The sequence below is a fragment of the Bacillus pumilus genome (assembly GCF_038738535.1).
Lineage (GTDB): Bacteria > Bacillota > Bacilli > Bacillales > Bacillaceae > Bacillus.
The window spans coordinates 611329-634094 of sequence record NZ_CP046128.1 but is presented as its reverse complement, the minus strand read 5'-3'; the positions used below and the strand labels follow the sequence as shown (position 1 = coordinate 634094).

Here is a 22766-nt window from a genome sequence, read left to right as displayed (position 1 = left end):
TCACCCAGCTCAATCCGGTAGCCTCGCAGCTTGATTTGATGATCAATCCTGCCAATGTAATCAATCTTTCCATCATTTGCTCGTTTGGCTATATCACCTGTTCTATACATGCGGCGACCGCTTACAAATGGATTGGGCAGAAAGCGCGATTCATGCAAATCAGGTCTTTGCCAATATCCTCTTCCAACACCCGCGCCTGAAATATATATTTCTCCTACTGTCCCTGGCAGCACGGCTTGCTGATTCTCATCTAAAAGATAAATCTCTGTATTTGGCATTGGCACACCAATTGACACCGATGTCCCTCCATCCTCTTGATGGAATTGATGAATCATACAGCCGACGGTTGCTTCAGTTGGTCCATATTCATTAAAGATGGATATCCTTCCATCACTTGCCTCTGTGATTCTTTTGGCCAAAGCGGTCGATAATTGTTCTCCTCCCACAATCATCCGTTTCACAACTGATTGAGACAGTGCAGCATCTGTTAATAGTGCCATATGAGCTGGTGTCAGCTTGATGACCTTTGCTTTTTGATCAAACAAAATATGTTCTAATAAAAAGCCTGGCTGATCCTCTTGACGATAGATCACCACTGTACTGCCAATGACCAATGGCGTATAAATGGATGTCACGGTTAAATCAAACGCAATAGATGAATACAAGGCAAAATGATCATCTGATGAATCAGTATAGTGTGTTTTGGCAGACATGATATAGTTCACTAAGCTTCGGTGCTCAATCATGACTCCCTTTGGCTGGCCTGTAGAGCCAGACGTATAAATCATATATGCGACGTCTTCAGCATCCCCACTGAATGGATGTACCGCATCATACTGATCCAACTGATCCCACACGTTGTAGATATTGTACGTATCGCCATTAAAATGGTATGCAGATGCGTCATCTGTGAAAAACAGCTTTGCCTGGCTGTCATCCAAAATAAACTGAATGCGTTCCTGCGGATACTCAGGATCAATCGGCACATATGCACCTCCAGCCTTTAAAATCCCCAGCAGCAGCACGATAAGTTCTGGTGAATGATTCATACATACTGCAACAAAGTCATGCCTCTGTAAGCCATGTGTTTGTAGGAAATGAGCCATTTGATTGGTTTTTCTCTCAAGTTCACCGTATGTCATGATACAAGATCCGTCCTGAATCGCGATTCGATCAGGAGAAGTCTTTGACATGTCTGTGATCAATTCATGGATTTTTTGTTTCTGTGGAAATAGCACGCCTGTGTCGTTCCATTGATATAGCTCTCGATGTTCCTCGTCTTCTGTCATAAGAAGTACGTCTTTTAACAGCTGCTTTGGCTGAGCGAGTATGGTTTCGACAAAGAGAAGCATTCTTTCGTGTAGAAAGTCGATGTCTTCATTGCTGTAATCTGAGATCTTGTAGTCATATTGAAGCTCGATTTGCCCTTTTTCATCCCATTCTTTCACAGCAACTTGTAAGCCATATGGCTGGAAGCCATTGTAAAGCTCTATGTAATCAACTTTGTATCCTTCCATCTCCTGCACCATATTTGTGCTGTAGGAGTTGATATAGATTTGAAAAAGCTGATTATATCCTGCTTTGGCAAGCTCTAAATCTTTGACAAGTGCATCATAGGGATAACGCTGATGCAGGAAGTAAGCCTTATAGCTTTTTTGAACGTCTGTCAGACTTTCTAACAAAGAGAGATGAGGATCAATCTTCATTCGATATGGCATTGTACTGACGGTCATACCGGACGTGGCTTTTTCCTTTTGTCCGGAACGATTGAGAACTGGCGTCCCAATAATAAAATCTTTTTGCTGGTATCTTTTATGCAAATAAACGAAGAGTCCTAAAGTAAATAAAGAGTTGATTGAACAATGATGGGTATCTATAAATTCATAGATTCGTTCTGAGAGTTGTCGATCAAGATAATGGCTGTGCCGATGGCCTTTGATTTGGTCAGTTCCCTGTACCAAATAACTATCAGACACATCAGATAATGCTTCTTTCCAAAATTGCTGATCTTTTTTAAATCTTGGGGAGTTCATATATTTTGATTCTTTAACAATAAATACAGAATGATTATCTGCTTCTTGTTCAATAGAGGAGCTTTGGGTAAGAGCAGTGTAAAGCTGGCTAATTTTATCGATGATTACTTTCATCGACCATCCATCTGCTACTGTATGATGGCATTTGATGAAATAACCGGATTGTTGTTCACCGACTTTTAATACAGCAAATTCGGCGAGAGGGGTTTCTGTTAATTGAAATGGTGTTTTGAAGGCTTTTTCGGCCCATTCTAGCATGTCTTCATGTGTGGAAAACTCATAGGCAGGAATTGGATTATCGGCGTTTGGATCAACGTATTGAAGCGTCTCACCATCTTTCTCTACTAGCTTGAGACGAAGAGATTCTGTCATCATGATACAAGATGCAATGGCCTGCTTCAGTTTATCAAGCTGCAACGGCCCATTGACGAAAATGATACCGCCAATATGATTGATCGGTGTTTCTGGATAAAATGTTTCCATGTTCATCACGCGCCGCTGCGGATGTGTTAATGGCCAATATACTAAACTACTAGTCAATTACGCCACCTCTACTTTTCATATAGTTAACATTTCTACGAACATATTAAATCATATAACGGTATTTTTGTAAATAATTGAGATAAAATGTCTAAATTTGTTCATTTTTTAATCTAGACGCTAGGAAAGCCGACATAGTAAACAGAGCAACGTTTATAAAAAAGACGACTCTTGCCCCAAAGAGATCGGTCATGGTGCTCATAACGAGGATGGACATTCCGTATATAAAAGTTGATAGTGTATGTTGAGCTGACAGTATTTTGGGCAATTCAATTTCACTCAGTGTATCTTGTACATAGGTACGAATGGAAATGCTGCGAAGCTGAAAAGCTGGCCCTAATAAAAAGACAAACAACAAACTCATCCATGCTGAATGATTCAATCCTAAGCAAAGGGTTAGCACAGCTACGATCACCGAACTGTAAAAAATGTGATCAAACAAACGCTGTTCCACATGCTTTGCGAACCGCAGCACGAGCAGGCCGCCTAGAATGGTTCCGCCAAAATAGCTTGCGTTAATAAAGCCCCACCATGTTTCAGGCTGGTGTAAGACTTCTGTGACATACACAAGGATAATGGCTCCAGTCCAGATACTTCTACCGCTCATGGATAGCATTTCTAAAACCGTTAATGTTCGAATAGTTGGCTTTTCATACATGAGCTTCCACCCTGAAAAGACCCTTGTAGCAAATGATTCAGACTGTTGCTCATGTTTAGCTGCAGCCCCAGTATCAATCATAAAGAGCATAGATATGAGCGACAAACTGTATAAAACAAGTGTCGTCAATAGGAGAAACTGCGGTCCAAGAATACCAATAAACAGCCCTCCTAAAAGCCAGCCTAGTAAAAGAACAATTTGATCAGAAGTTAAGATATAACTATTGGCTTTTAGTAAAAAGTTCTTTTCTACTAAACGCGGGATCATCGAATTTCGAACAGGAATGGTTCCTCCATCTATCAAAGACAGGAAAAATACAATGATAAAAAAGAAAGGAATAGTAAAAGTTGATAGTTGTAGAATATAAATGAAAATCAAGCAACCGAAGAAAGCAATTTGACACATTTGCAAATAGATAATGAGTCTTTTCAGCTTAAATTGATACATAAAGAAAGGAATGAGTACCGCTCCAAGGGCTTGTCCAACAAACTGCGAAACAGCCACCATTGAAGCAATCAGTGTAGAATTTGTTAATTGATATGTCAGGATGGTCAGAACGAGGACATATAGCGAATCCCCAAAATTAGCTAGGGATTGTCCCCCTAATAAAAAGTAAAATGATTTGTTTTTCATATTGATCTCCATTTTCTCTTCATTATCACCCATAATAATACATTATTTTCTACACTTCTACTTTTTATAACAATATTTTCATAACTTGATACATTTTACCTAATTTAAAAAACCGCCAAAAGGCGGTTTTTATTTAGTCATATATATGAACAGTTGGTTCTTTGTCTTCAGCATTTTTCGTGATCAGGGCTTCTTGTTGATCAGAAGATGTGATGTTAATTTCGATATTGGTACTCTTATAGTAATCCATGACTTCACCTGTTAAATATTGCGTGAAGGCTACAACTTCCGTTTTTCCGTAGAACTGCATTGGAATTTCGACTTTCATTTTTTGCAGGTTGCCATTTTTGTAAAAGCCTTTTCCTACGACACCAGTATAATTCGGGAAGTAGTCTTCGACTTTTGTTTTGAAGCGGTCAAATCGCTCGGAATCATCTTTGTAGTTGCCTTTCGCATTATCTGAAGGGAAGAAGACATTCTCCTCTTTGATCGTATCCCAATTACCGATATCAGCTGAGCCTGCTTTCACATCCGTTTTGGCGATAAAGTTTCCTGGAACGATAGATGATTTTGGTGCTTGCTTATAAAGGGCAATCATGACAGGCACTTTTTGCAGCCCATCCATTTGACGAATTCGTTTGATCACTTGTTCAGCAATTTTTTCGCCTTCCGACAATAGTTTCTTTGAATTTTTCGATGAATCGATCGTCACTTCTTGCTGCGGATCACCGATATTTTCACGGTAATAATAAACAGAGTTCAGTGCAAGACCAATGACAACTCCGCCAAGCTGTAAGCTGTTTTTATCTTTTCGAATTAAGTAATTATGTTCTAGCATCGAAGCTAAGTAAATTGGACTATTTTCATTTTTAGACTTTGTTGAACCTGAGCTTGGAAGAGCTGGGTTTAAGCCGAGATTCTTAAAGTCTTTATCTTCTTTTTCTGCCTTTTTCAGATCACTGCCTGTTTTTTTGCGCGCCAGCCAGTTGAGAACGGTGTCCTCATCTAAATGCTGTCCTTCTTGGAAAAGATAGTCGTTTGTATTAAATGACTCTGTTGCAAGGCGCATAAGTCCTGTTTCAAATTCATCGATGTCCAGGCGTGTGTTGAGACGCTCTGCTGTTAATCCTCGCGCAGCCCCTTGTTTAAACGGCAGCACCATTTTGTAATAGGAGTCAGAGATATTGTACATCGGGATGATGGCTGTTTCCTTCGTTTCATCCGTTTTTTGTGTGACCTCTTCTTCTTCCTTTCCCCCAAAAGGTGCACACGCTGACAATACCAGTGTGAGCATTGTCAGCAGCAATAACAACTTTTTCAATAGAAAACACTCCTCTTATTTCTTTAGCTCCTCGAGCATTTTAGCTTCGTCCCAAATTTCAATATTGAGTTCTTCTGCCTTTGTCAGCTTACTTCCCGCTGCTTCTCCGGCAATGACTAAATCTGTTTTTTTACTCACACTACCTGCCAGCTTGCCGCCTAATGCTTCGATCGCTGCTTTTGCATCGTTTCGGGCCATTTCTTCTAATTTCCCTGTCAGCACAATGGTTTTGCCTGCAAAATAGGAATCACTTTCTTCTGCCTTCACCGGCTTTGGCCCTGTATAGGTCATATTGACCCCTAGCTCTTTTAGTTCATTTAGCAGGTTGAGTATTTCTTCTTTCTCAAAGTACGTGACGACGGCATCAGCCATTTTTTCACCGATTTCATCGACTTCGAGTAATTGTTCTTTCGTCGCTTGCTTTAATTGATCGATGTCGCCGAAATGCATCGCCAAGGTCTTTGCCGCTTTAGAGCCAATAAATCGTATACCGAGTCCAAATAGTAAACGCTCTAGAGAGTTTTCTTTCGATTGCTCAATCGAACGCAGTAAATTGTCGACAGATTTTTCGCCCATTCGCTCAAGCTGAATGAGCTCTTCTTTCGTTAATCGGTAAAGATCGGACACACGAGAGACAAGCTGTTCTTGGAAAAGCTGTGTAATGACCCGCTCGCCAAGCCCATCAATGTTCATTGCATTACGGGAAACAAAGTGAATGAGTCCCTCACGTATTTGAGCAGGGCATTCTGGATTGATGCAACGCAAAGCCACTTCGCCTTCAATTCTCACCAGCTCACTATGACACTCTGGGCATTCAGTCGGCATGTGAAACGGCTTTTCTTCTCCTGTACGCTGATCGATCAGTACGCCTGCGACTTCCGGAATAATATCGCCCGCTTTTTTCACAATCACTTGATCAAAAAGGCGAATATCCTTTTCTTTGATCAAATCTTCATTATGAAGAGAAGCACGCTGCACTGTCGTCCCTGCTACTTTGACAGGTTCAAGAATCGCCGTTGGTGTGATGACGCCTGTACGCCCTACACTTAGTTCAATATCAAGCAGCTTTGTCACGACCTCTTCAGCCGGAAACTTGTACGCAACCGCCCAGCGGGGACTTTTTGCTGTAAAGCCGAGCTCTTCCTGCTGAGCTAACGAATCGACTTTGATGACAATTCCATCGATTTCATATGAAAAATCGGCACGCTTCGTTTTCAATGTTTCAATGAGGTCGATCACTTCTTCAATCGTGTGGCACATCCGTCTTTCTTTGTTCGTTTTAAAGCCAAGTTCGTCGAGAAGATCAAGTCCCTCGCTTTGCGATTCAACACCGATTTCATCAAGCTCCGCTATACTGTAGACGAAGATATCAAGGTTTCGTTTCGCCGCAATTTTCGTATCAAGCTGACGAAGCGAGCCTGCAGCCGCATTACGCGGGTTCGCAAACGGCTCTTCTTCGTTTTGTAATCTTTTTTCGTTTAATGCTTCAAAAGAAGGTTTTGGCATAAATGCCTCGCCTCTCACTTCAATCGACAGAGGACGTTTGATTTTGAGCGGGATGGAACGAATGGTTTTGAGGTTTTCAGTAATATCCTCACCCGTTGTCCCATCTCCACGCGTGGCACCTCGGACAAACACACCGTTTTCATAACGGAGAGAAACAGCGAGTCCGTCAATTTTCAGCTCGACATTGTATGCGACATCGTCACCAACTGCTTGACGAACCCGGCGGTCAAAATCAAGAAGGTCCTGTTCATTAAACGCATTCCCGAGGCTGAGCATCGGTGTGCCGTGACGCACTTTTTGGAAGGCGTCTAACACAGCGCCTCCTACTCTTTGTGAGGGGGAGTCCGCTGCTTTTAAATCAGGGTGCTCTTCCTCTAAAGAGATCAGCTCACGCATCCGCGCATCATATTCAGCGTCAGGAACACTTGGACGATCAAGTGTATGATATTCGTAGTTGTATTGGTTCAAAATCTGGTGCAGTTCCTCGATCCGGCGTTTCGCTGCTTCTTTATCCATCTGCTTCTTCCTTTCAATTCATCCGTTTTATAAGTGCTATCGGTTTATTGCTTCTCAATTGGCGCAAATGCTGCGAGAAGACGCTTAATGCCTGTAGGGCTTGGGAAGGCAATATCAAGCTCTGTGCTGTCTCCACTGCCTTTTACACTCACAACCGTTCCAACGCCCCATTTTTTATGTGCCGCTTTATCGCCCACAGCCCAGCCAATACTTCCGCCGCCTGTGTTTTGAATGGTTTGAGTTTGCGGACGTGAGACAGGTCCCCGTCTTTGCGGTCTTTCTCTTGTTTGGCTAAATGGTGTTTTCTTTTCTTTTTTCTCATTTAGGTTGTCCAATAAATCGGCTGGTATTTCTCGAATGAATCTTGATTCAAGGTTCATGTTTGTCCGGCCGAAGAGTGTTCTCATCTTGGCACTTGATAAATAAAGCTCTTCTTCCGCCCGTGTGATGCCTACATAGGCAAGGCGGCGCTCTTCTTCCATCTCTGCATCTTCCATTAATGAACGGCTGTGCGGGAAAACACCTTCCTCCATGCCCATTAAGAAAACAACAGGGAATTCTAGACCTTTTGCAGCATGAAGAGTCATTAAGATGACGGCATCCTGATCTTCTTCCTCATTCTCATCCAGCTTATCAATGTCTGCGACGAGGGCGAGATCTGTCAGGAAAGTCACGAGAGACTTGTCTTCATTTTGTTCTTCAAAGTTCTTAGTGACGGAGAGAAACTCGTCAATATTTTCTAAACGGCTTTGTGCTTCAATCGTTTTTTCAACCTTCAGTGCTTCACGATAGCCGGTTTTCTCTAGGATTTCTTCTGTTAATTCTGTGACAGATAAATAATCCTGCATGTTCGTCATTTGATCAATGAGCTGTTTGAACTCATCAAGCGCATTGGCTGCCCTTGCACTGAGTCCAATGAAATCTACCTGACCAAGCGCTTCAAACATAGACAGGTCATTCATCTCCGCATATGCTGCGATTTTATCAACAGATGTCGCACCGATTCCACGCTTTGGTACGTTGACAATACGTGCAAAGCTAATGTCGTCATCTGGGTTAGCTACTAGGCGTAAGTAAGCCAAAATGTCCTTGATCTCTTTTCTGTCATAGAACTTCGTGCCGCCGACAATGTTGTATTGAATGTTTGACTTCAATAATGTTTCCTCTATGACACGAGACTGGGCATTGGTTCGATAAAGAATCGCAAAATCGGATAATTTACGCTTACCGCTCTGATGAAGCTGATGAATCTTTCCAGCAACAAATTGACCTTCACCGAATTCATTATCTGCACGGTAATAGGCTATCTTCGCTCCTTCATCATTTTCTGTCCAAAGATTTTTCGGCTTACGGTTCGCATTGTTTTGGATGACTGTATTTGCGGCATGCAGAATACGTTTAGTCGATCTGTAATTTTGCTCAAGCAGAATCACTTCACTGGACGGATAATCTTTTTCAAAGGAGAGAATGTTTGTAATATCCGCTCCGCGCCAGCGGTAAATGGACTGATCCGAGTCACCCACCACACATATATTTTGAAAACGCTGAGCGAGCAGTTTCACAAGCATGTACTGTGCTCTGTTCGTATCCTGATACTCATCGACATGAATGTATTGGAATTTCCGCTGATAGTGTTCTAATACTTCAGGGATCCGTTCAAACAGACGAATCGTCATCATAATAAGATCATCAAAATCGAGTGACTGGTTTTTGAGTAATCGTTTTTGATAATCTGTATAGACGTCGCTGACCACTTGATCATAGAAATCACCGGCTGTTTTGGCATATTCCTCTGCGTCAATGAGTTCGTTTTTTGCACTGCTGATTGATCCTAAAATGCTGCGTGGATCGAACTTTTTAGGATCGATATTTCGTTCTTTTAAAATGTTTTTAATTACTGAAAGTTGATCAGATGTGTCTAATATAGAGAAGTTGCGATTCACACCAATACGGTCAATATCGCGTCGTAAAATGCGCACACACATGCTGTGGAACGTAGAGATCCAAATGTCATCCGCACCAGGCCCTAAAATGGCCTGGACACGCTCACGCATTTCACGTGCTGCCTTATTTGTAAACGTAATCGCTAAAATGTTCCACGGAGCCACATGCTTTTCGGCCATTAAGTAGGCAATTCGATGTGTGAGCACCCGTGTCTTTCCGCTTCCTGCTCCTGCCATCAATAATAAAGGTCCATCTGTTGCTTTGACCGCTTCTTTCTGCGCGTCATTCAGCCCTTCTAATAGATGATTCGATATTTCATTCATTCCATTCACCGCCAATTCGAACTTATGTTCTATTTTAACCCGTTTCGTCTTGTTTGACTATGATGACTTTTTGACTGCGCCCACTGTCTTTAATGCTTCTTTGAAATTGTCATAAATGACGTTTCCTACAACAACCACGTCTGCATACTGCGCAAAGTCTTCTGCCTGCTTCGCGTTTTCAATGCCCCCGCCATAAAAAAGGACCGTTTCATGAAGCACTGCTTTTGTTTCTTTCACAAGCTCTATATCTCCAAGCGTTCCGCTGTATTCTAGATAAAAAATGGGCAGCTTCATCAAATGCTCTGCCACTCTTGCATATGCCCTTACGTCATCGATGTCCAGCGCTGTATTTGCCTCTGTGAGCTTGGCCGCTTTACACTCTTCATTTAAAATAATATAGCCTTCAGGCACGATCTCTTCCATTGACATCAAATCACCGAATTCCTTCATCGCGTCCTTATGAAGCCCAACAATCCAATCAGGATGAGAGCTGTTTAAGACGGTCGGGATGAAATACAGATCGAAGCCCGGCACAATCATTTCATGTGTTGAGATTTCGAGCACACATGGCACAAGAAATCGGCGGACCTTTGACATCAATTGGAGCACATTGTCCTCTGTCACATTGTCACTGCCGCCAATCAATATGGCATCCGTACCAGATTCACAAATCGCCTCCAGCTGTTCATCGGATATTTCTTTATTTGGATCGAGTTTAAAGACATGCTTCCACTCGGTAACATCATACATGAAAAACGTTCCTCCATTCGTTTCATTCCATTTAAATATTATAACAAAATCAGTGACCGCAAAAAATGGGTAACCTCCTTCAGCTAAAAGTTTCATTCTTTTGAAAATGGACAATTTTAACTCTAGATGAGGCTAATGGAGACTATGTGAAGATCCACTTCAAGAGGACTGAGGGAGATAAATATATTAATACTGAACTGAAATGCGAGCTGCTTCGTCTCATCACATGATATTATACAATAAAGGAACATTTTACTATCTAATAAGCAGGTGAATGATTTGAAAAGAACCATCACATATGATCAAACGATTGACATCGGATACATTGATCTCATCCCGCCTGGAATCGGGACAATCAAAGAAACCATTGAATTAGACGTAAATGAATGTGTGAATGCAGATATTGATAAAGAGGGCCGAGTGGCTGGTCTGGAGTTATTTGCAGAAGAAGCAGAGGTTCTGAAGCATGCACCCGTTTATGAGGACGAGCTTTCGTTACGTTTTACGGATCAGGAAGTTCTCTCAACCTATCATTTGTCAGGCATTGAATTTCAATTCTCGACGCCTGATCACAATGGGCTGATCGGTTTTACGATTGTCGATCCTCTTCGATATAACGTCAAAAGAAAGACAAGAAAAAACCGTTTTGAATGGTCAAAACGGCTTTTCCAAACTATTGTCTCACTTCATTGAAATAATGGACGGATGTCATGGCCCCTTCATCGACCATCTTGTTGTCTTGAATATCTAATGGATCAGGGTGTCCGGCTTTTTCAGGAATCTTTTCATCTGAGCGGAACATGCTTGCCCATTTTTTGAGATGCTGTTTATTTTTTACCGCTAATAACACAGCACCACCAACCCCTAATCCTGCAAGTACATACGCATTCGGACGCTTATTCATGTATGTTCCCTCCCCTTATGATCTTATTTGTAAGTTACCCCGCCTTTTCATTTCTAAACGTCACAATCTGTTGAAGTGGTTTCTCTTTCAATGAAAAGTGGAATAACAACAGCAATGAAAGAGAAAAGAGGGGATCTTCGTGACAACGACTTTAATTGTCATTGCCGCACTGCTAGTTATTTGTTTGATCATGCCCATTATTTTATTGCTCTGGATTTGGATGAGAGATGAAAAACAGGAAGAGCATTCTGTCCTGCGAAATTATCCGGTCATTGGAAAGCTGCGGTTTATTTTTGAAAAAATAGGACCTGAGCTCCGTCAATATTTGTTTCTGAATGATCGAGAGGAGCTTCCTTTCTCGAGAAGAGAATACGAGCAAGCTGTCATGTCTGGGAAGTACAAAAGCCGGACGATGGGCTTTGGATCAAAACGTGATTTTGACAAGCCTGGTTATTATATCCGCAACGTCCTGTTTCCAAAACAGCGAGATGAATTACGGATCGATCAATCTGAAAAAATCCATACAAAAGTGTATCAGATTGATCAAGACAATTTACTGCGAAGAAGTGAACATACCAAAGAGGTCGAAGCAAAACCTTACTATCTCCATCAAGACGATGTACAAGTGATTGGCGAACACACATGTCAAAAGCCTTTCCGTGTAAAAGGCCTGATTGGACAATCTGCCATGAGCTACGGATCTTTAGGCGACAGGGCCATTACAGCACTATCCTCTGGATTAAAAATGGCTGGCGGTACGTGGATGAACACAGGTGAAGGCGGGCTTTCCCCATATCACCTCAAAGGCGGAGCCGATATCATTTGCCAGATTGGGCCCGGTCTATTTGGCGTGAGAACAGAGGATGGTGCTTTCTCCTTTGAAGAATTTAAGAAAAAAAGTGAGCACGAGGAAGTCAAAGCCTTTGAGCTGAAGCTGGCACAAGGAGCAAAAACACGCGGCGGTCATATTGACGGCGAAAAGGTCACCGAAGAAATTGCGAATATCCGTAAATTGCCGCCCCATCAATCCATTGACAGCCCAAACCGATTTGAGATGTTCCACTCCATTCCTGATATGTTTGATTTCATTGAACAGCTGCGAAGTATAGGCGAAAAGCCTGTCGGCATCAAGCTTGTTGTCGGACATAAAGAAAACATTGAAGAGCTTGCAGCGTATATGAAAAAAAGCGGAAAGCATCCTGATTTCATTACAGTGGATGGCGGAGAAGGCGGCACTGGCGCATCCTTTCATGAATTGGCAGATTCCGCAGGGCTGCCCATTTTCACGGCGCTCCCAATGGTTCATCAAATATTGAAAGAATACGGTGTCAGAGATCAGGTAAAACTCTTTGCTTCCGGCAAACTTCTCTCACCTGATAAAATTGCGATTGCCCTTTCCATGGGTGCTGACTTTGTAAATATCGCACGGGGACTCATGTTTTCAGTCGGATGCATTCGCGCACAAGTGTGCCACACGAATAAATGCCCAGTCGGGGTCGCCACAACGGATCCAAAGCTGCAAAAGGGTTTATCAATTGAAGAAAAGAAATACCGAGTCTGCAATTATATCCTTTCTCTAAGAGAAGGTTTGTTTAACTTATCCGCAGCCGCTGGAATTGAATCTCCCATTCATTTTAATGAAAAACATATTATCTACAGACAAGAAAATGGCCAGACAAGTGAAGTGCCGATGTTTTCAGGGACACATCCATCTGTCTAGTTTGGGAAAAGGTGCGTTTTCGCACCTTTTTTTTCGTTGACATTTTGGCTCAATCGCGTATAAAGAACTTATACAAATGATAGGAGATGGAGGATGCGTGAGGTTATAGGCGAGCTAAAATAAAAAACAGGACCCGCTTCATTCAGCCAGTCCTTGCTTGTCTTTTCAGTGCTCTCCATAAAAAAACTGTAAACAACTCCATTCTTGTTGAAAAGGATTGTTTACAGTGAAAGCTGTTTTATTTTGTTTCGTCATTTGCCTGCTGTTCTGCTACGCGGTCAAGTGCCATCGTATAGGCATCATTTCCGTAGTTCAAGCAGCGTTTGACACGTGAGATGGTTGCGGTGCTCGCACCTGTTTCCGTCTCAATTTTATGATACGTGTTCCCCTCGCGAAGCATACGCGCTACTTCAAGACGCTGTGATAAAGATTGGATTTCATTGATGGTACACAAATCATCAAAGAATCGATAGCATTCTTCCAGGTCTTTAAGGGATAAGATGGAGTTGAATAACTGATCTAAGCTTTTGCCCCTTAATTTATCAATTTGCATCTTTATACATCTTCTCCTTTACTATTGGCACACCGCTTCGCACGACATTCTATGAAGAAAAGCGGTATCTTTCCTGACTAATTTTTTTCAACCTCAGCAATGAGCTTTGAACGAATCATGACAGGTTTGGTTCTACGCTGGAAATGCCGTCAGTTCTTTCGTAAGCCGAAGCTTCTTTATCGTATACAAATTCGACAAGTTCTGTCATTTTCCTTGTTCGACAATCTGACAAACTTGTTTGCTTCCGATATCAAGATCACTTCTGCTTGATTAGGTATGCCCTAAAATACAGGTTGTGCGGAAAGCTCGGCGAGACCACAAACATGCGCCCCGCCTCGCTCAATTATTCAAAATATGTTGGTCGGCCAGCGTAACCGACAGATTCATTTTTCAATTAGGGCATTTCACTCGTCATGTCAAAGCCCTCTGCTTCAACAACTCCACATAAGCATATTCACTTACATGGCAGAGAAGAGATTCATTGCTCACTTCTGCCCTATAACAGCTGTCAGAAATGTGGCAAAGATGATACAGCTCCACTCTGTTATATTTTAACGCATTATAGACGGAAAGAGTACAGTTTTTTTCATGACATCAAATATTCCTCTTGGTGTCACTCGAATATACGGCAAATGTGTACTTTGGAAAAAGACAAGTGTATCAATTGGGCAATCAAATGGATAGCCTCGCTCAATGAGCAGCTCGCGTAATGTTTGTATCTGCTGAAGAACAGTCTCAAACGGTTCAGCCGATGCACAGCCTGATAGTTGCAGCGGGATTTCGTGCAAAATTTTTCCGTTCTCTGTGAGGACGATTCCCCCGCCGATTTCTTTCATTCTCTTATGTGCCAGCATCATGTCCTCTTTATTTTTCCCAATCACTAAAATGTCACCCGTGAGCGAAAATGAGCTGACAAAGCCCTGCACTTTATTTGCAAAACCTTTAAGCATCGTATTCACACGCCACTCGCCTTTTCGGTCAATCAGGCTAAAGAAACTTTGATCATGGTCACAGGACAGCTGGTTCACCGAGTTATCAATCTCCACTGTATAAGGCTCCATGATGACAGCATTTCTCATTTTGACACCTAGCGGCATGGAAAATTGCAAATCACTCATCGTCAGATCATAGCCTAAATCTAATGGAACAAGCCCGCCATTTTTCCATTTAGTTTCTTGAAATTGATGCTGGTTCTCGCCATCTAATTTGAGAATAACCCCTTTAGATATCACCGTTTCAGGATTTGGGTTCATCGGATCATCTAAAATATTCAAAGAAGCCAGCCGGCCGGGACCGACAACACCTAATAGGTCATCAATTTGATAGTATTTTGCAATGTTAAATGTCGCCATATTATACGCATCAATGATAGGCACGCCTTCTTCAAGGGCAATTGAAATCAAACGATTAATCATACCTTCCTCATAAAAATGAGGCGCAGCTCCGTCTGTTGTATAGAAGAAGTGATCATAGTGTCTAAAATCACGCTCGTGCAGTTCTCTTAAAATGTTCACTAAATCTGGGCGGATGGAAGAATGACGAAGTGAGACATGGTAGCCAAGGGACAAGCGTTTTAGCACATCGTCCGCATTCATCGCTTCATGATCACTGTCCGCGCCAAACAGCTTCATTTTTGTTAGCGTTTTCTCGGAAGCTCCGGGGAAATGCCCTTCAATTCGTTTTCTCTGCTTCTTCGTTTCTTGCATGCAATATAAAATGAGATCATCACCGTCCATCAATCTTGGCCAGCTTGTTAATTCGCCGCCTTGAAGGACATCAGGATGATCAATCCATTCCTTGCGATAGTTGATAGGAAGCATCTCATCTTCATATCTGACTTCAGTCTGAAGATCGTATCTAGACCACCAGAAATACTGAAATGGCTGCTGTTTTAATTCACACAGGGTGGAAAGCGCTTTCTTTTCATTGCTCTGCAAAAGAAGAAATAAGTTATCACTGACCATTGTTGTTGTGCCAAATTGAGACACATATTCTGCAAGTGATTGGGGATTATAAATATGGAACGGATGCGCGTGAGGCTCTATATACCCAGGCACAATGTATTTCCCTTCACAATCAATCACACGTTTAGCTGATTTATTTTGAGGAAGCTCTGCTCCGACATAAACAATTCGATCATCATGTATCCAAATATTTGCCTTCACCCATTGTTTTAAAAACGGGTTTAGCACGAGTCCATTCGTTAAAAGGAGTGTTGGAACTATTTTTGAGTCGACTACATCGATTTGTGTGCGGATGTCATTGTTTCTCCAATTAAAAGTACGTTCGGACATTCACATACTCTCCTTCATTTGTATTAGCCCTATCGTAACATAACGAACCACGTTACGCATTAATGAAACGTTACAATTTCTTGAAATCACACTTAAAATATTTAAAAAAGGAGATTTACCTTCAATGAAACCTAATCTCAGCTTAATGGAAGCGCTCATTCGAATTGCCTGCGGAATGACAATATGTACTGTGGCTGGTTCTTTATATGCTAGAAAACCATGGAGTAAAATGCTGCTTTTCAGCATCATGTGCGGCGGGATGAAACTGGCATCTGGCATTCTTCGTTTTTGTCCAGTGACGTATATGTGTGAGCAGCAGGACACACATAAAGAGAAGGCTGAGTGAGACAGCCTTCTTTTTTTGTAATTATTTTCCGCCTCTTTCATCACTCCGCTGCTTCACACCATTCCACCATCGTACCTGCGATAATTTCTGCTGCTTCAATCACATGCTCAATGTCGATGGATTCATTCGGAAAATGGGCAAGCTCTGTTGTTCCAGGACCAAACACGATGATCGGAATACCTGCCGCCTGTGACAGTAATCCGCCGTCTGTTCCCCAAGGAGCGGCTTGGATCTTTGGCGGCTCCTTCTTGACTGCTTCATATTGTTCCTTCAATAGACCTAAAAGTGGATGATCCGTATCGATTGAGCCTGGAAGCCATCTTGCCCCAAACCATTCGACCTCGACAGGATGATCTTTGAACCATTCATCCTTTTCCCCAAGTCCCATCATCCAATTTTCTAATTCCTTCTCTGCCTGCTCAACCGTCTCACCTGGCATCACACCAAGTCTGCCCTCCATTGTGACCAAATCTGCTACAGAGGACGGCCAATCACCGCCTTGAATTTTCCCCATGTTGATGGGGATCGGAATTGGGATATGCTGAAATAACGGCTCGGTGATGCGCTGATTTCGTTCTTCTTCAAGTGCCGCTATATGCGTAAGAACGATCATACTCTTTTCAATAGCGGAAACACCGTGATATCTTGTTCCGCCATGAGCTGCCCTTCCTTTAATATACAGTCTGAACCACTTAGATCCCTGCTGAATCGGAAAGATTTTCATATGACTTGGTTCTGGAATGATGGCCGCATCTGCTGTATACCCTCTCAGTATGGCTGCAAGGGTGCCTGCACCGCCGCTTTCTTCTTCGACGACACTATGAAACACAACATCTCCTTTCAGCGGAATCTGAAGCGCATGCAGTGCCTCTAGTGCGAAGAGTAAAGAAACATTTCCGCCTTTCATATCTGTTGCCCCGCGTCCATAAAGTCTCCCGTTTATGATATGCCCGCTGTAGGGCGGATATGTCCATTGTTTCGTATCTCCTGCTGGAACAACATCCACGTGCCCATTTAATAAAATGGATTTGCCGCCGCCTTTCCCCTTCAATCGTCCGGCGACATTGGGACTTCCTTTAAAGGAACGCCTCGGGGAATAGAAATACGGATGTTCCAGCAGGTCTTCTCCGCCAATGTCCCATACATCTACATCAAAACCAATTGCGGAAAGCTTATTTGCTACGATTTGCTGCACATCTTGTTCATTCCCTTGGGTGCTTTCACATTGCACCATTTGCTGAAGAAGCGCAATCGCTTCATCTTGGTGCTCTCTCATCCAGCTTCTGATACGTGTAATTGGCTGCAAGTCAGTCATCCTTTCTACACAACAGATTTGACATCGGGCGCTAAAATTAATGGGGCGTCTGTCGCCCTTATGACATCTTCCGGCTGAAACGGCGGCATGACTTCACGTAGAATGAGCAGCTGTGATTTGACCTCAATGACTGCCATATCCGTAATAATCAGATCCACACAAGACTTAGCGGTTAAGGGCAGTGTACAGGCAGATTTCACCTTTGACTCACCGTGTTTATCAAGGTGGCTCATCACCACCACAACCTTTTTCGCCTTTTGCGCAAGCTCAATCGCTCCGCCCATCCCCGGTACTCGTTTGCCCGGCACAATCCAATTCGCAAGATTACCCTGACTGCTTACTTCAAGTGCACCTAAAATGGTCATATCCAGCATACCTTTCCGAATGATGCCAAAAGCTGTCGTGCTGTCCATGTATGAACCGCCTTTTGTTAATGTAATGGGAAAACCGCCTGCATTGCACAAATTCGGATCTTCTTCTCCTTGTGCTGGTGAGGCTCCTGCCCCCATAATGCCGTTTTCTGCATGCAGCCACACGCTGTAATGCGCTGGGATGTATTCAGCTGCAAGTGTCGGGATGCCGATCCCTAGATTGACGATCATACCATCTTCAATTTCCTGCGCCGCGCGTTTGGCTATGCGGTGTCTTAAATCGATGTCTCCCATGCCCATGTCCAGTTCACTCCTTTTGATTGCACGATCTGGTTCACAAATACGCCTGGTGTCACGATTTCTTCTGGATGAAGACTGCCCACAGGCACAATCTCTTCCACTTCCGCAATGGTCCAGTCTCCTGCCATCGCCACAATCGGGTTTGTATTCCGTGCACTTTTATCAAATATCAGATTTCCTGCTTCGTCTGCTTTGAGGGCATTCACAATGGCAATATCCGCTGTCAGCGCAGGCTCAAGGATATATGTCTTTCCGTTTAACGGCACGAGCTGCTTCTCATCGAGATTGAGGCTATCCATGCCGACATCTGTCACAATGCCTGCCAAGCCCATCCCGCCTGCTCGAATTTTTTCTGCTAGAATGCCTTGCGGGTAAAAATGAACGTCTAGTGTACCTGCCTGCATTTTCTGTCCGGCTATTGGATTTGAGCCAATATGAGAAGCAATGATCTTCTTGACTCTTCCTTCTGTGATCAGCCGGCCAACACCGATTTGTGGGAAGCCTGCATCGTTTCCGATCAATGTCAGATCTTTGATATTGGCTTCTAGGATGGTGTCGATCAATGATGGCGGAGACCCTACGCCGCCAAACCCGCCAAACATGATGGTCATGCCGTCCCTAAAATGCGTGATCACTTCATCTACATTCACTGTTTTGTTCATCATCTTTCCTCCCTACATCGCAGATGGGAAAAACCCTCGATTGATGACTTCTTGTTCGACCTGCATGATTGTCTGCTCAAATAATTGAATGAGTTCATCCATCTCCTGCTGCGTGATGGAAAGCGGCGGTGCAATCATGACCGCTGCACCTCCCACTCCATCTTCTCCAGCGCTTGCCGGATAAACAAGCAATCCATTTTGCTTGGCCGTCTCAACGACTAAATGCGTCATTTGAGCATGGGCAGGAAATGGTGTTTTCGATAAGCGGTCTGCGACAAACTCAATGCCAATGAGCAGTCCCTTTCCTCTCACATCTCCTATGATGAAATGGTTTGTTTGCAAATCCTTTAAAGCATTCATTAAATATCGGCCAGACAGATCAGCTCGTTCAGGAAGCTGATGTTTTTTCATATATCGAATGACGGCTAGTGAGACGGCTGCTGAAAGCGGATTGCCGCTATAGGTGTGACCTGCCATCACAGAACCTGAACCGCTCAGAATCGGTGCGATAACATGATCCGCTGAGACCGCTGCCGCAATCTGTGAATAGCCGGCACTCATGCCTTTGCCGAGAACCATAATATCTGGTACGACGCCCCAATGTTCCATCGCAAACATTTTCCCAGTTCGTCCAAAGCCTGTCATGACTTCGTCTGCAATCATTAAAATATCGTTTTCCTCACAGACACGCTTCATCGCTTCAAAATATCCGTCTGGCGGTACAAGCGCCGCTCCCGATGCTCCAACAATCGGCTCTGCAATAAAAGCGGCAATCCTCTCTTTTCCTATACGCTGAATGACGGTTTTAAATTCCTGGACATACCATTCGACCTGCTTGACCTCTTCCTTTGGCAGCCATGAACGATAGCTATATGGCGGAGACAGCACCGGGTGCTTTTCGAGCAATGGTTCAAAGCGCTCTCTCCTTGCAATATGTCCTGACATCGACAGCGCACCGAGTGTGATGCCGTGATAACTCATCCATCTTGAGATAATGTGATTTTTCTCAGCCTTCCCCTGCTCCTGCCAATGCTGAATAGCAATTTTCATAGCCGTTTCCGTTGCCTCTGATCCGCTTCCGACAAAAAAAGACCAGTTCAGGTTACCTGGGCAAAGCGTACTCAATTCATAGGCAAGTTCTTCTGCTGGTTCATTTGTGAATTGCGATCTGTACGTAAAGCTCACTTTTTTCGCTTGCTCTGTCATGGCATCAATGATCTCACGTATGCCATGTCCAATACTTGCCGTGACAGCCCCCGATGAGCCATCTATATATTTTTTTCCGTCCCGATCATATAAATAAATCCCCTCTCCTTTCACAGCCACAGGATAATGCTGATTCAACATCGGTTTGATTAAGTAATCCCGGGTCTCCACTTTGCCATTCCTCCCTCTCTTGTCAGCAGCTGCATCTTTCTTTTTTCATGAATCGCAAGAAAATTTTGTATACTTGTTATAAGATTAGCTTAATCAAGAGGGCAGTCATCCTCCATTCGCCACATGCCCGAATTTCACACGCATTTTTTATACATCGTGTATAAGAGTGTTCAAAAGGAGGTCATGAGTCTATGGCGATTCTCGTCAAAGATGCACTCTCGCTCGATATCATGAAGGGAACAAAGCTGCTTGCTGGAGAAAATGGACTGGACCGCCTCATACAGTGGGTGACCATCGTGGAAATTATCGAGGACACCTCGAGGCTTTCCGAAGGGGAATTACTCGTCACAACAGGCTTTGGACTTGCAGACAATCAAGAAAGACGCGCCCGGCTTGAGGAATTGATTCAATCTCACAGGCTTTCAGCCATTGCCATTTATAAAGGCGTATACTTAACGGAAATTCCAACATCACTCATTCAAGCGGCGAAAAATAGCGGCATTCCGCTCATCGAAATTCCGCCGCACATCAATTTCTCAGACATTACAAAAGCCGTCCTAGAACAAATCGTGAGCAGTCAGCTCCATCAGCTTAAATATTCATCAGCGATTCATCAAAGACTGACCCAATTAAATGTAAGGAATAAAAATGTGACGCAAATTACAGATGAACTGGCACATCTCACTGCAGCGAACATTGTCGTGCTTGATGTCTTTTTACATCAAACAGCGGCTCATCTCATCAAAGATGAAGTGACGTACTCTCCTGCCTTTGGCTTTCTGACAGATCGTGAACCAATTGAAACCATGCCCCTTCTTAAGCAGGCAGAGGAGAAAGGCCGGCTCGTCTATGACACGTGCGGAGCGTTTGTCCTCGCCGCATGTCCGGTGATTGCGATGGGTGATATTTTCGGGTTTATTGTGTCTTTAAAGAAAAAGGATACGTGGCATCATCTCGACGCGATTGCCATCGAGCATGCCGGGGCAGTGTATGCGATTGAATGGCTGAAGCAAAAGGCCATTCAAGATACAGAAAACCAAATGCAGGGACATTTGTTAGATGATATTTTGCAGCAGCAATATACAGAAGAAAGCTACGTGGTCGAACAAGCAACAAAGCTGCAATATGATATGAGCGAGGAGCAGGTGGTTATCTACTTTCAATTTCAGCATCAGCACACACAGCTCGATCATCAAATGATGCAGCGCCTCTCTCAATTACTCACGTCGATATTTGAACGCAGACATATTCCCTTTTTACTAAAGGCAAGGCTCGATTCCATTTTTGTCCTGACACCCGCAGGAAAAAAAGCGTTTCAAGAAGCAGAGTGGTATCGCGCAGCAGAGGAGTGCCGGAGCACTTGGTCGTATTTTTTTCCCGTCCATCCGATTGTAATTGGCATCGGGAGAGCCTATGACCAGATCAGTCTCTTTGCAAAAAGTGCGAAGGAAGCGCAGTATGCAGCAAGGCTCCTTCCGCTTTTAAAAACAGACGAAAGCATCATTCATTATCAAAAGCTCGGCTTATATGGCATGCTTCTTGAAATGAATGAAGCAGGTATGAATTTGCATGATTTTTATGTGGAGCTGTTAAGTCCTTTGCTTTATACGAAAAAACAAGGGGCTGACCTGATCCATACACTCGAAGTGTATTTGGCACACAATGAAAATATTCAAAAATCTGCGGGAGAATTGTTTATTCATAGACATACATTAAGCTACCGGCTGAAACAAATTGAAACGAGAACAGGCTGCAGCCTCAAATCCACTGATGATCGGATGAAGCTGCAGCTCAGTATCATGGCGTACCGTCTATCTGGTCTGCTAGATCAGATGAGAACCATTTCATGATTCATTCGGCGTTTTGACCCATAGATTCATATCTTCAATTTTGTCAAAAATATAGCAGTTGTTTTGGAAGCGCCCGGTATACGTATAACCAAGCTGATAAAACACTTGATTCATTCCATAGGACAGTGCACGTGCAAGAGAATAAAAGACATAGATATGCATCGACTGGAGTTCTTTTTCAAGTGCTAGAATCAAATGATACATGAATCCTAGTTTTCTGTATGATGGAAGGGTCGCACAATCTGTTAATTCCGCATGGCCATACGGCGCATTGATTTCAGCGGATGCCGCACTCACAATGTGTCCGTCATGTTCAACGGCATAAAAGACAGTCCCTTCCTCCATTACCTTTTGGATATAATCTGGCTCGTTCATTGGCGTGGGATACGTTTCAAAGACCGTATCATAGAGCTTTGCCAGCTTGTGAATATCCTTCGGATCGGCTTTCCTCAACACATACTCATCCTGCCATGTGCCTTGGTCTTTTTTGATCTCTTTCGCTTGAATGGATGCGACGATCTCATCTTCCTCCAGCCAATACGAACTGTTCATTCGATCCTCAGTGAGAAAAAGCGACATGCCGTACGCATCACTTCCAAGAAAATAATGAGAAAACACGCCTTCAAGCCGAAAGCCTTTTTCTAAAAAAAGAGGTACATGCTCACGTCTTACTTTCACAATGACCTTAGAAGCCTTGCAGTCCGCCGCTTCCTGAAGAACTGACTGAATGACATCCCGCACCCTGCCGCTATAATCATCTAAACGGATTCGCTCATTAAATGAATCAATACAGATCAAGGCAGAAAAACGCTCGTTTGCAAGTTTCTTCAATTGCACCATACACTCATTC

The 22766-nt window shown here is 43.3% G+C and carries 17 protein-coding genes and 2 pseudogenes; 4 read left to right on the top strand and 15 right to left on the bottom strand.

What is annotated here, in order from left to right; all coding sequences use genetic code 11:
• Nucleotides 1-11 precede the first annotated feature (11 nt).
• From GKC25_RS18450 to GKC25_RS03105, 7 genes and pseudogenes are all read right to left on the bottom strand, one after another.
• Nucleotides 12-1142, bottom strand: a pseudogene (locus GKC25_RS18450) (amino acid adenylation domain-containing protein); the annotation flags it as partial.
• A 141-nt stretch (nt 1143-1283) separates the two neighbouring features.
• Nucleotides 1284-2573, bottom strand: a pseudogene (locus GKC25_RS18445) (condensation domain-containing protein); the annotation flags it as partial.
• 91 nt (nt 2574-2664) lie between these two features.
• Entirely contained in the window at nt 2665-3864 is a 1200-nt protein-coding gene (locus GKC25_RS03125) for an MFS transporter (RefSeq protein ID WP_034664928.1), read from the bottom strand.
• A 133-nt stretch (nt 3865-3997) separates the two neighbouring features.
• Nucleotides 3998-5185 (bottom strand): CamS family sex pheromone protein, encoded by a 1188-nt coding sequence (locus tag GKC25_RS03120; RefSeq protein WP_034664713.1) that lies wholly within the window; start codon nt 5183-5185, stop codon nt 3998-4000.
• Nucleotides 5186-5200: 15 nt separating this feature from the next.
• A complete protein-coding gene (gene ligA / locus GKC25_RS03115) occupies nt 5201-7207 on the bottom strand; it encodes an NAD-dependent DNA ligase LigA (protein WP_034664717.1) in 2007 nt (668 codons plus the stop codon).
• A gap of 44 nt (nt 7208-7251) precedes the next feature.
• The gene (pcrA, locus tag GKC25_RS03110) at nt 7252-9474 is read right to left on the bottom strand and encodes a DNA helicase PcrA (protein ID WP_034664720.1); all 2223 of its coding nucleotides are present in this window, start codon (nt 9472-9474) and stop codon (nt 7252-7254) included.
• A 57-nt stretch (nt 9475-9531) separates the two neighbouring features.
• Nucleotides 9532-10224, bottom strand: coding sequence for a heptaprenylglyceryl phosphate synthase (locus GKC25_RS03105; protein ID WP_187704373.1), 693 nt, complete (start codon nt 10222-10224; stop codon nt 9532-9534).
• A 279-nt stretch (nt 10225-10503) separates the two neighbouring features.
• Between GKC25_RS03105 and GKC25_RS03100 the strand changes: the two genes are divergently transcribed.
• Nucleotides 10504-10917 (top strand): DUF2283 domain-containing protein, encoded by a 414-nt coding sequence (locus GKC25_RS03100; protein WP_187704372.1) that lies wholly within the window; start codon nt 10504-10506, stop codon nt 10915-10917.
• Here GKC25_RS03100 and GKC25_RS03095 read toward each other — a convergent pair.
• Nucleotides 10898-11128, bottom strand: a complete 231-nt coding sequence (locus GKC25_RS03095) for a hypothetical protein (RefSeq protein WP_003214314.1) — start codon at nt 11126-11128, stop codon at nt 10898-10900. The two genes, GKC25_RS03100 and GKC25_RS03095, sit on opposite strands and share 20 nt — an antisense overlap.
• A 190-nt stretch (nt 11129-11318) precedes the next feature.
• Between GKC25_RS03095 and GKC25_RS03090 the strand changes: the two genes are divergently transcribed.
• On the top strand, nt 11319-12848 hold the full coding sequence (locus GKC25_RS03090) for an FMN-binding glutamate synthase family protein (protein WP_376745193.1): 1530 nt from the start codon (nt 11319-11321) through the stop codon (nt 12846-12848).
• Nucleotides 12849-13086: 238 nt separating this feature from the next.
• Here GKC25_RS03090 and GKC25_RS03085 read toward each other — a convergent pair whose 3' ends face one another.
• Nucleotides 13087-13401: a YerC/YecD family TrpR-related protein gene (locus GKC25_RS03085; protein WP_003214053.1), complete on the bottom strand. Its 315-nt coding sequence runs from the start codon at nt 13399-13401 to the stop codon at nt 13087-13089.
• Between the two features lie 551 nt (nt 13402-13952).
• Nucleotides 13953-15695: an adenine deaminase C-terminal domain-containing protein gene (locus GKC25_RS03080; protein WP_034664733.1), complete on the bottom strand. Its 1743-nt coding sequence runs from the start codon at nt 15693-15695 to the stop codon at nt 13953-13955.
• A gap of 124 nt (nt 15696-15819) precedes the next feature.
• Here GKC25_RS03080 and GKC25_RS03075 point away from each other — a divergent pair, with 124 nt between their 5' ends.
• Entirely contained in the window at nt 15820-16041 is a 222-nt protein-coding gene (locus GKC25_RS03075; protein ID WP_034664737.1) for a YgaP family membrane protein, read from the top strand.
• 40 nt (nt 16042-16081) lie between these two features.
• Here GKC25_RS03075 and GKC25_RS03070 read toward each other — a convergent pair whose 3' ends face one another.
• The 4 genes from GKC25_RS03070 to GKC25_RS03055 are packed head-to-tail and all read right to left on the bottom strand — an operon-like array spanning nt 16082 to nt 20066.
• On the bottom strand, nt 16082-17347 hold the full coding sequence (locus GKC25_RS03070; RefSeq protein WP_034664741.1) for a peptidase: 1266 nt from the start codon (nt 17345-17347) through the stop codon (nt 16082-16084).
• Between the two features lie 14 nt (nt 17348-17361).
• Complete coding sequence (locus GKC25_RS03065) at nt 17362-18027, bottom strand: 3-oxoacid CoA-transferase subunit B (RefSeq protein WP_034664746.1); 666 nt, start codon at nt 18025-18027, stop codon at nt 17362-17364.
• On the bottom strand, nt 18003-18689 hold the full coding sequence (locus GKC25_RS03060; protein ID WP_080869586.1) for a CoA transferase subunit A: 687 nt from the start codon (nt 18687-18689) through the stop codon (nt 18003-18005). The genes GKC25_RS03065 and GKC25_RS03060 overlap by 25 nt, the downstream gene beginning before the upstream one ends.
• A 12-nt stretch (nt 18690-18701) precedes the next feature.
• Nucleotides 18702-20066 (bottom strand): aspartate aminotransferase family protein, encoded by a 1365-nt coding sequence (locus tag GKC25_RS03055; RefSeq protein WP_034664753.1) that lies wholly within the window; start codon nt 20064-20066, stop codon nt 18702-18704.
• A 191-nt stretch (nt 20067-20257) separates the two neighbouring features.
• Between GKC25_RS03055 and GKC25_RS03050 the strand changes: the two genes are divergently transcribed.
• Nucleotides 20258-21916, top strand: a complete 1659-nt coding sequence (locus tag GKC25_RS03050; protein ID WP_034664756.1) for a PucR family transcriptional regulator — start codon at nt 20258-20260, stop codon at nt 21914-21916.
• Here the strand turns inward: GKC25_RS03050 and ablB are convergent.
• A complete protein-coding gene (gene ablB, locus GKC25_RS03045) occupies nt 21911-22756 on the bottom strand; it encodes a putative beta-lysine N-acetyltransferase (RefSeq protein WP_187704369.1) in 846 nt (281 codons plus the stop codon). The two genes, GKC25_RS03050 and ablB, sit on opposite strands and share 6 nt — an antisense overlap.
• Between the last annotated feature and the right edge of the window lie 10 nt (nt 22757-22766).

What these genes read in the sequence shown, in the direction of transcription:
- GKC25_RS03125 (WP_034664928.1), bottom strand. Translation starts at nt 3,864, where the DNA reads ATGAAAAACAAATCATTTTACTTTTTATTAGGGGGACAATCCCTAGCT.
- ligA (WP_034664717.1), bottom strand. Translation starts at nt 7,207, where the DNA reads ATGGATAAAGAAGCAGCGAAACGCCGGATCGAGGAACTGCACCAGATT.
- pcrA (WP_034664720.1), bottom strand. Translation starts at nt 9,474, where the DNA reads ATGAATGAAATATCGAATCATCTATTAGAAGGGCTGAATGACGCGCAG.
- GKC25_RS03105 (WP_187704373.1), bottom strand. Translation starts at nt 10,224, where the DNA reads ATGTATGATGTTACCGAGTGGAAGCATGTCTTTAAACTCGATCCAAAT.
- GKC25_RS03095 (WP_003214314.1), bottom strand. Translation starts at nt 11,128, where the DNA reads ATGAATAAGCGTCCGAATGCGTATGTACTTGCAGGATTAGGGGTTGGT.
- GKC25_RS03090 (WP_376745193.1), top strand. Translation starts at nt 11,319, where the DNA reads ATGCCCATTATTTTATTGCTCTGGATTTGGATGAGAGATGAAAAACAG.
- GKC25_RS03085 (WP_003214053.1), bottom strand. Translation starts at nt 13,401, where the DNA reads ATGCAAATTGATAAATTAAGGGGCAAAAGCTTAGATCAGTTATTCAAC.
- GKC25_RS03080 (WP_034664733.1), bottom strand. Translation starts at nt 15,695, where the DNA reads ATGTCCGAACGTACTTTTAATTGGAGAAACAATGACATCCGCACACAA.
- GKC25_RS03075 (WP_034664737.1), top strand. Translation starts at nt 15,820, where the DNA reads ATGAAACCTAATCTCAGCTTAATGGAAGCGCTCATTCGAATTGCCTGC.
- GKC25_RS03065 (WP_034664746.1), bottom strand. Translation starts at nt 18,027, where the DNA reads ATGGGCATGGGAGACATCGATTTAAGACACCGCATAGCCAAACGCGCG.
- GKC25_RS03060 (WP_080869586.1), bottom strand. Translation starts at nt 18,689, where the DNA reads ATGAACAAAACAGTGAATGTAGATGAAGTGATCACGCATTTTAGGGAC.
- GKC25_RS03050 (WP_034664756.1), top strand. Translation starts at nt 20,258, where the DNA reads ATGGCGATTCTCGTCAAAGATGCACTCTCGCTCGATATCATGAAGGGA.
- ablB (WP_187704369.1), bottom strand. Translation starts at nt 22,756, where the DNA reads ATGGTGCAATTGAAGAAACTTGCAAACGAGCGTTTTTCTGCCTTGATC.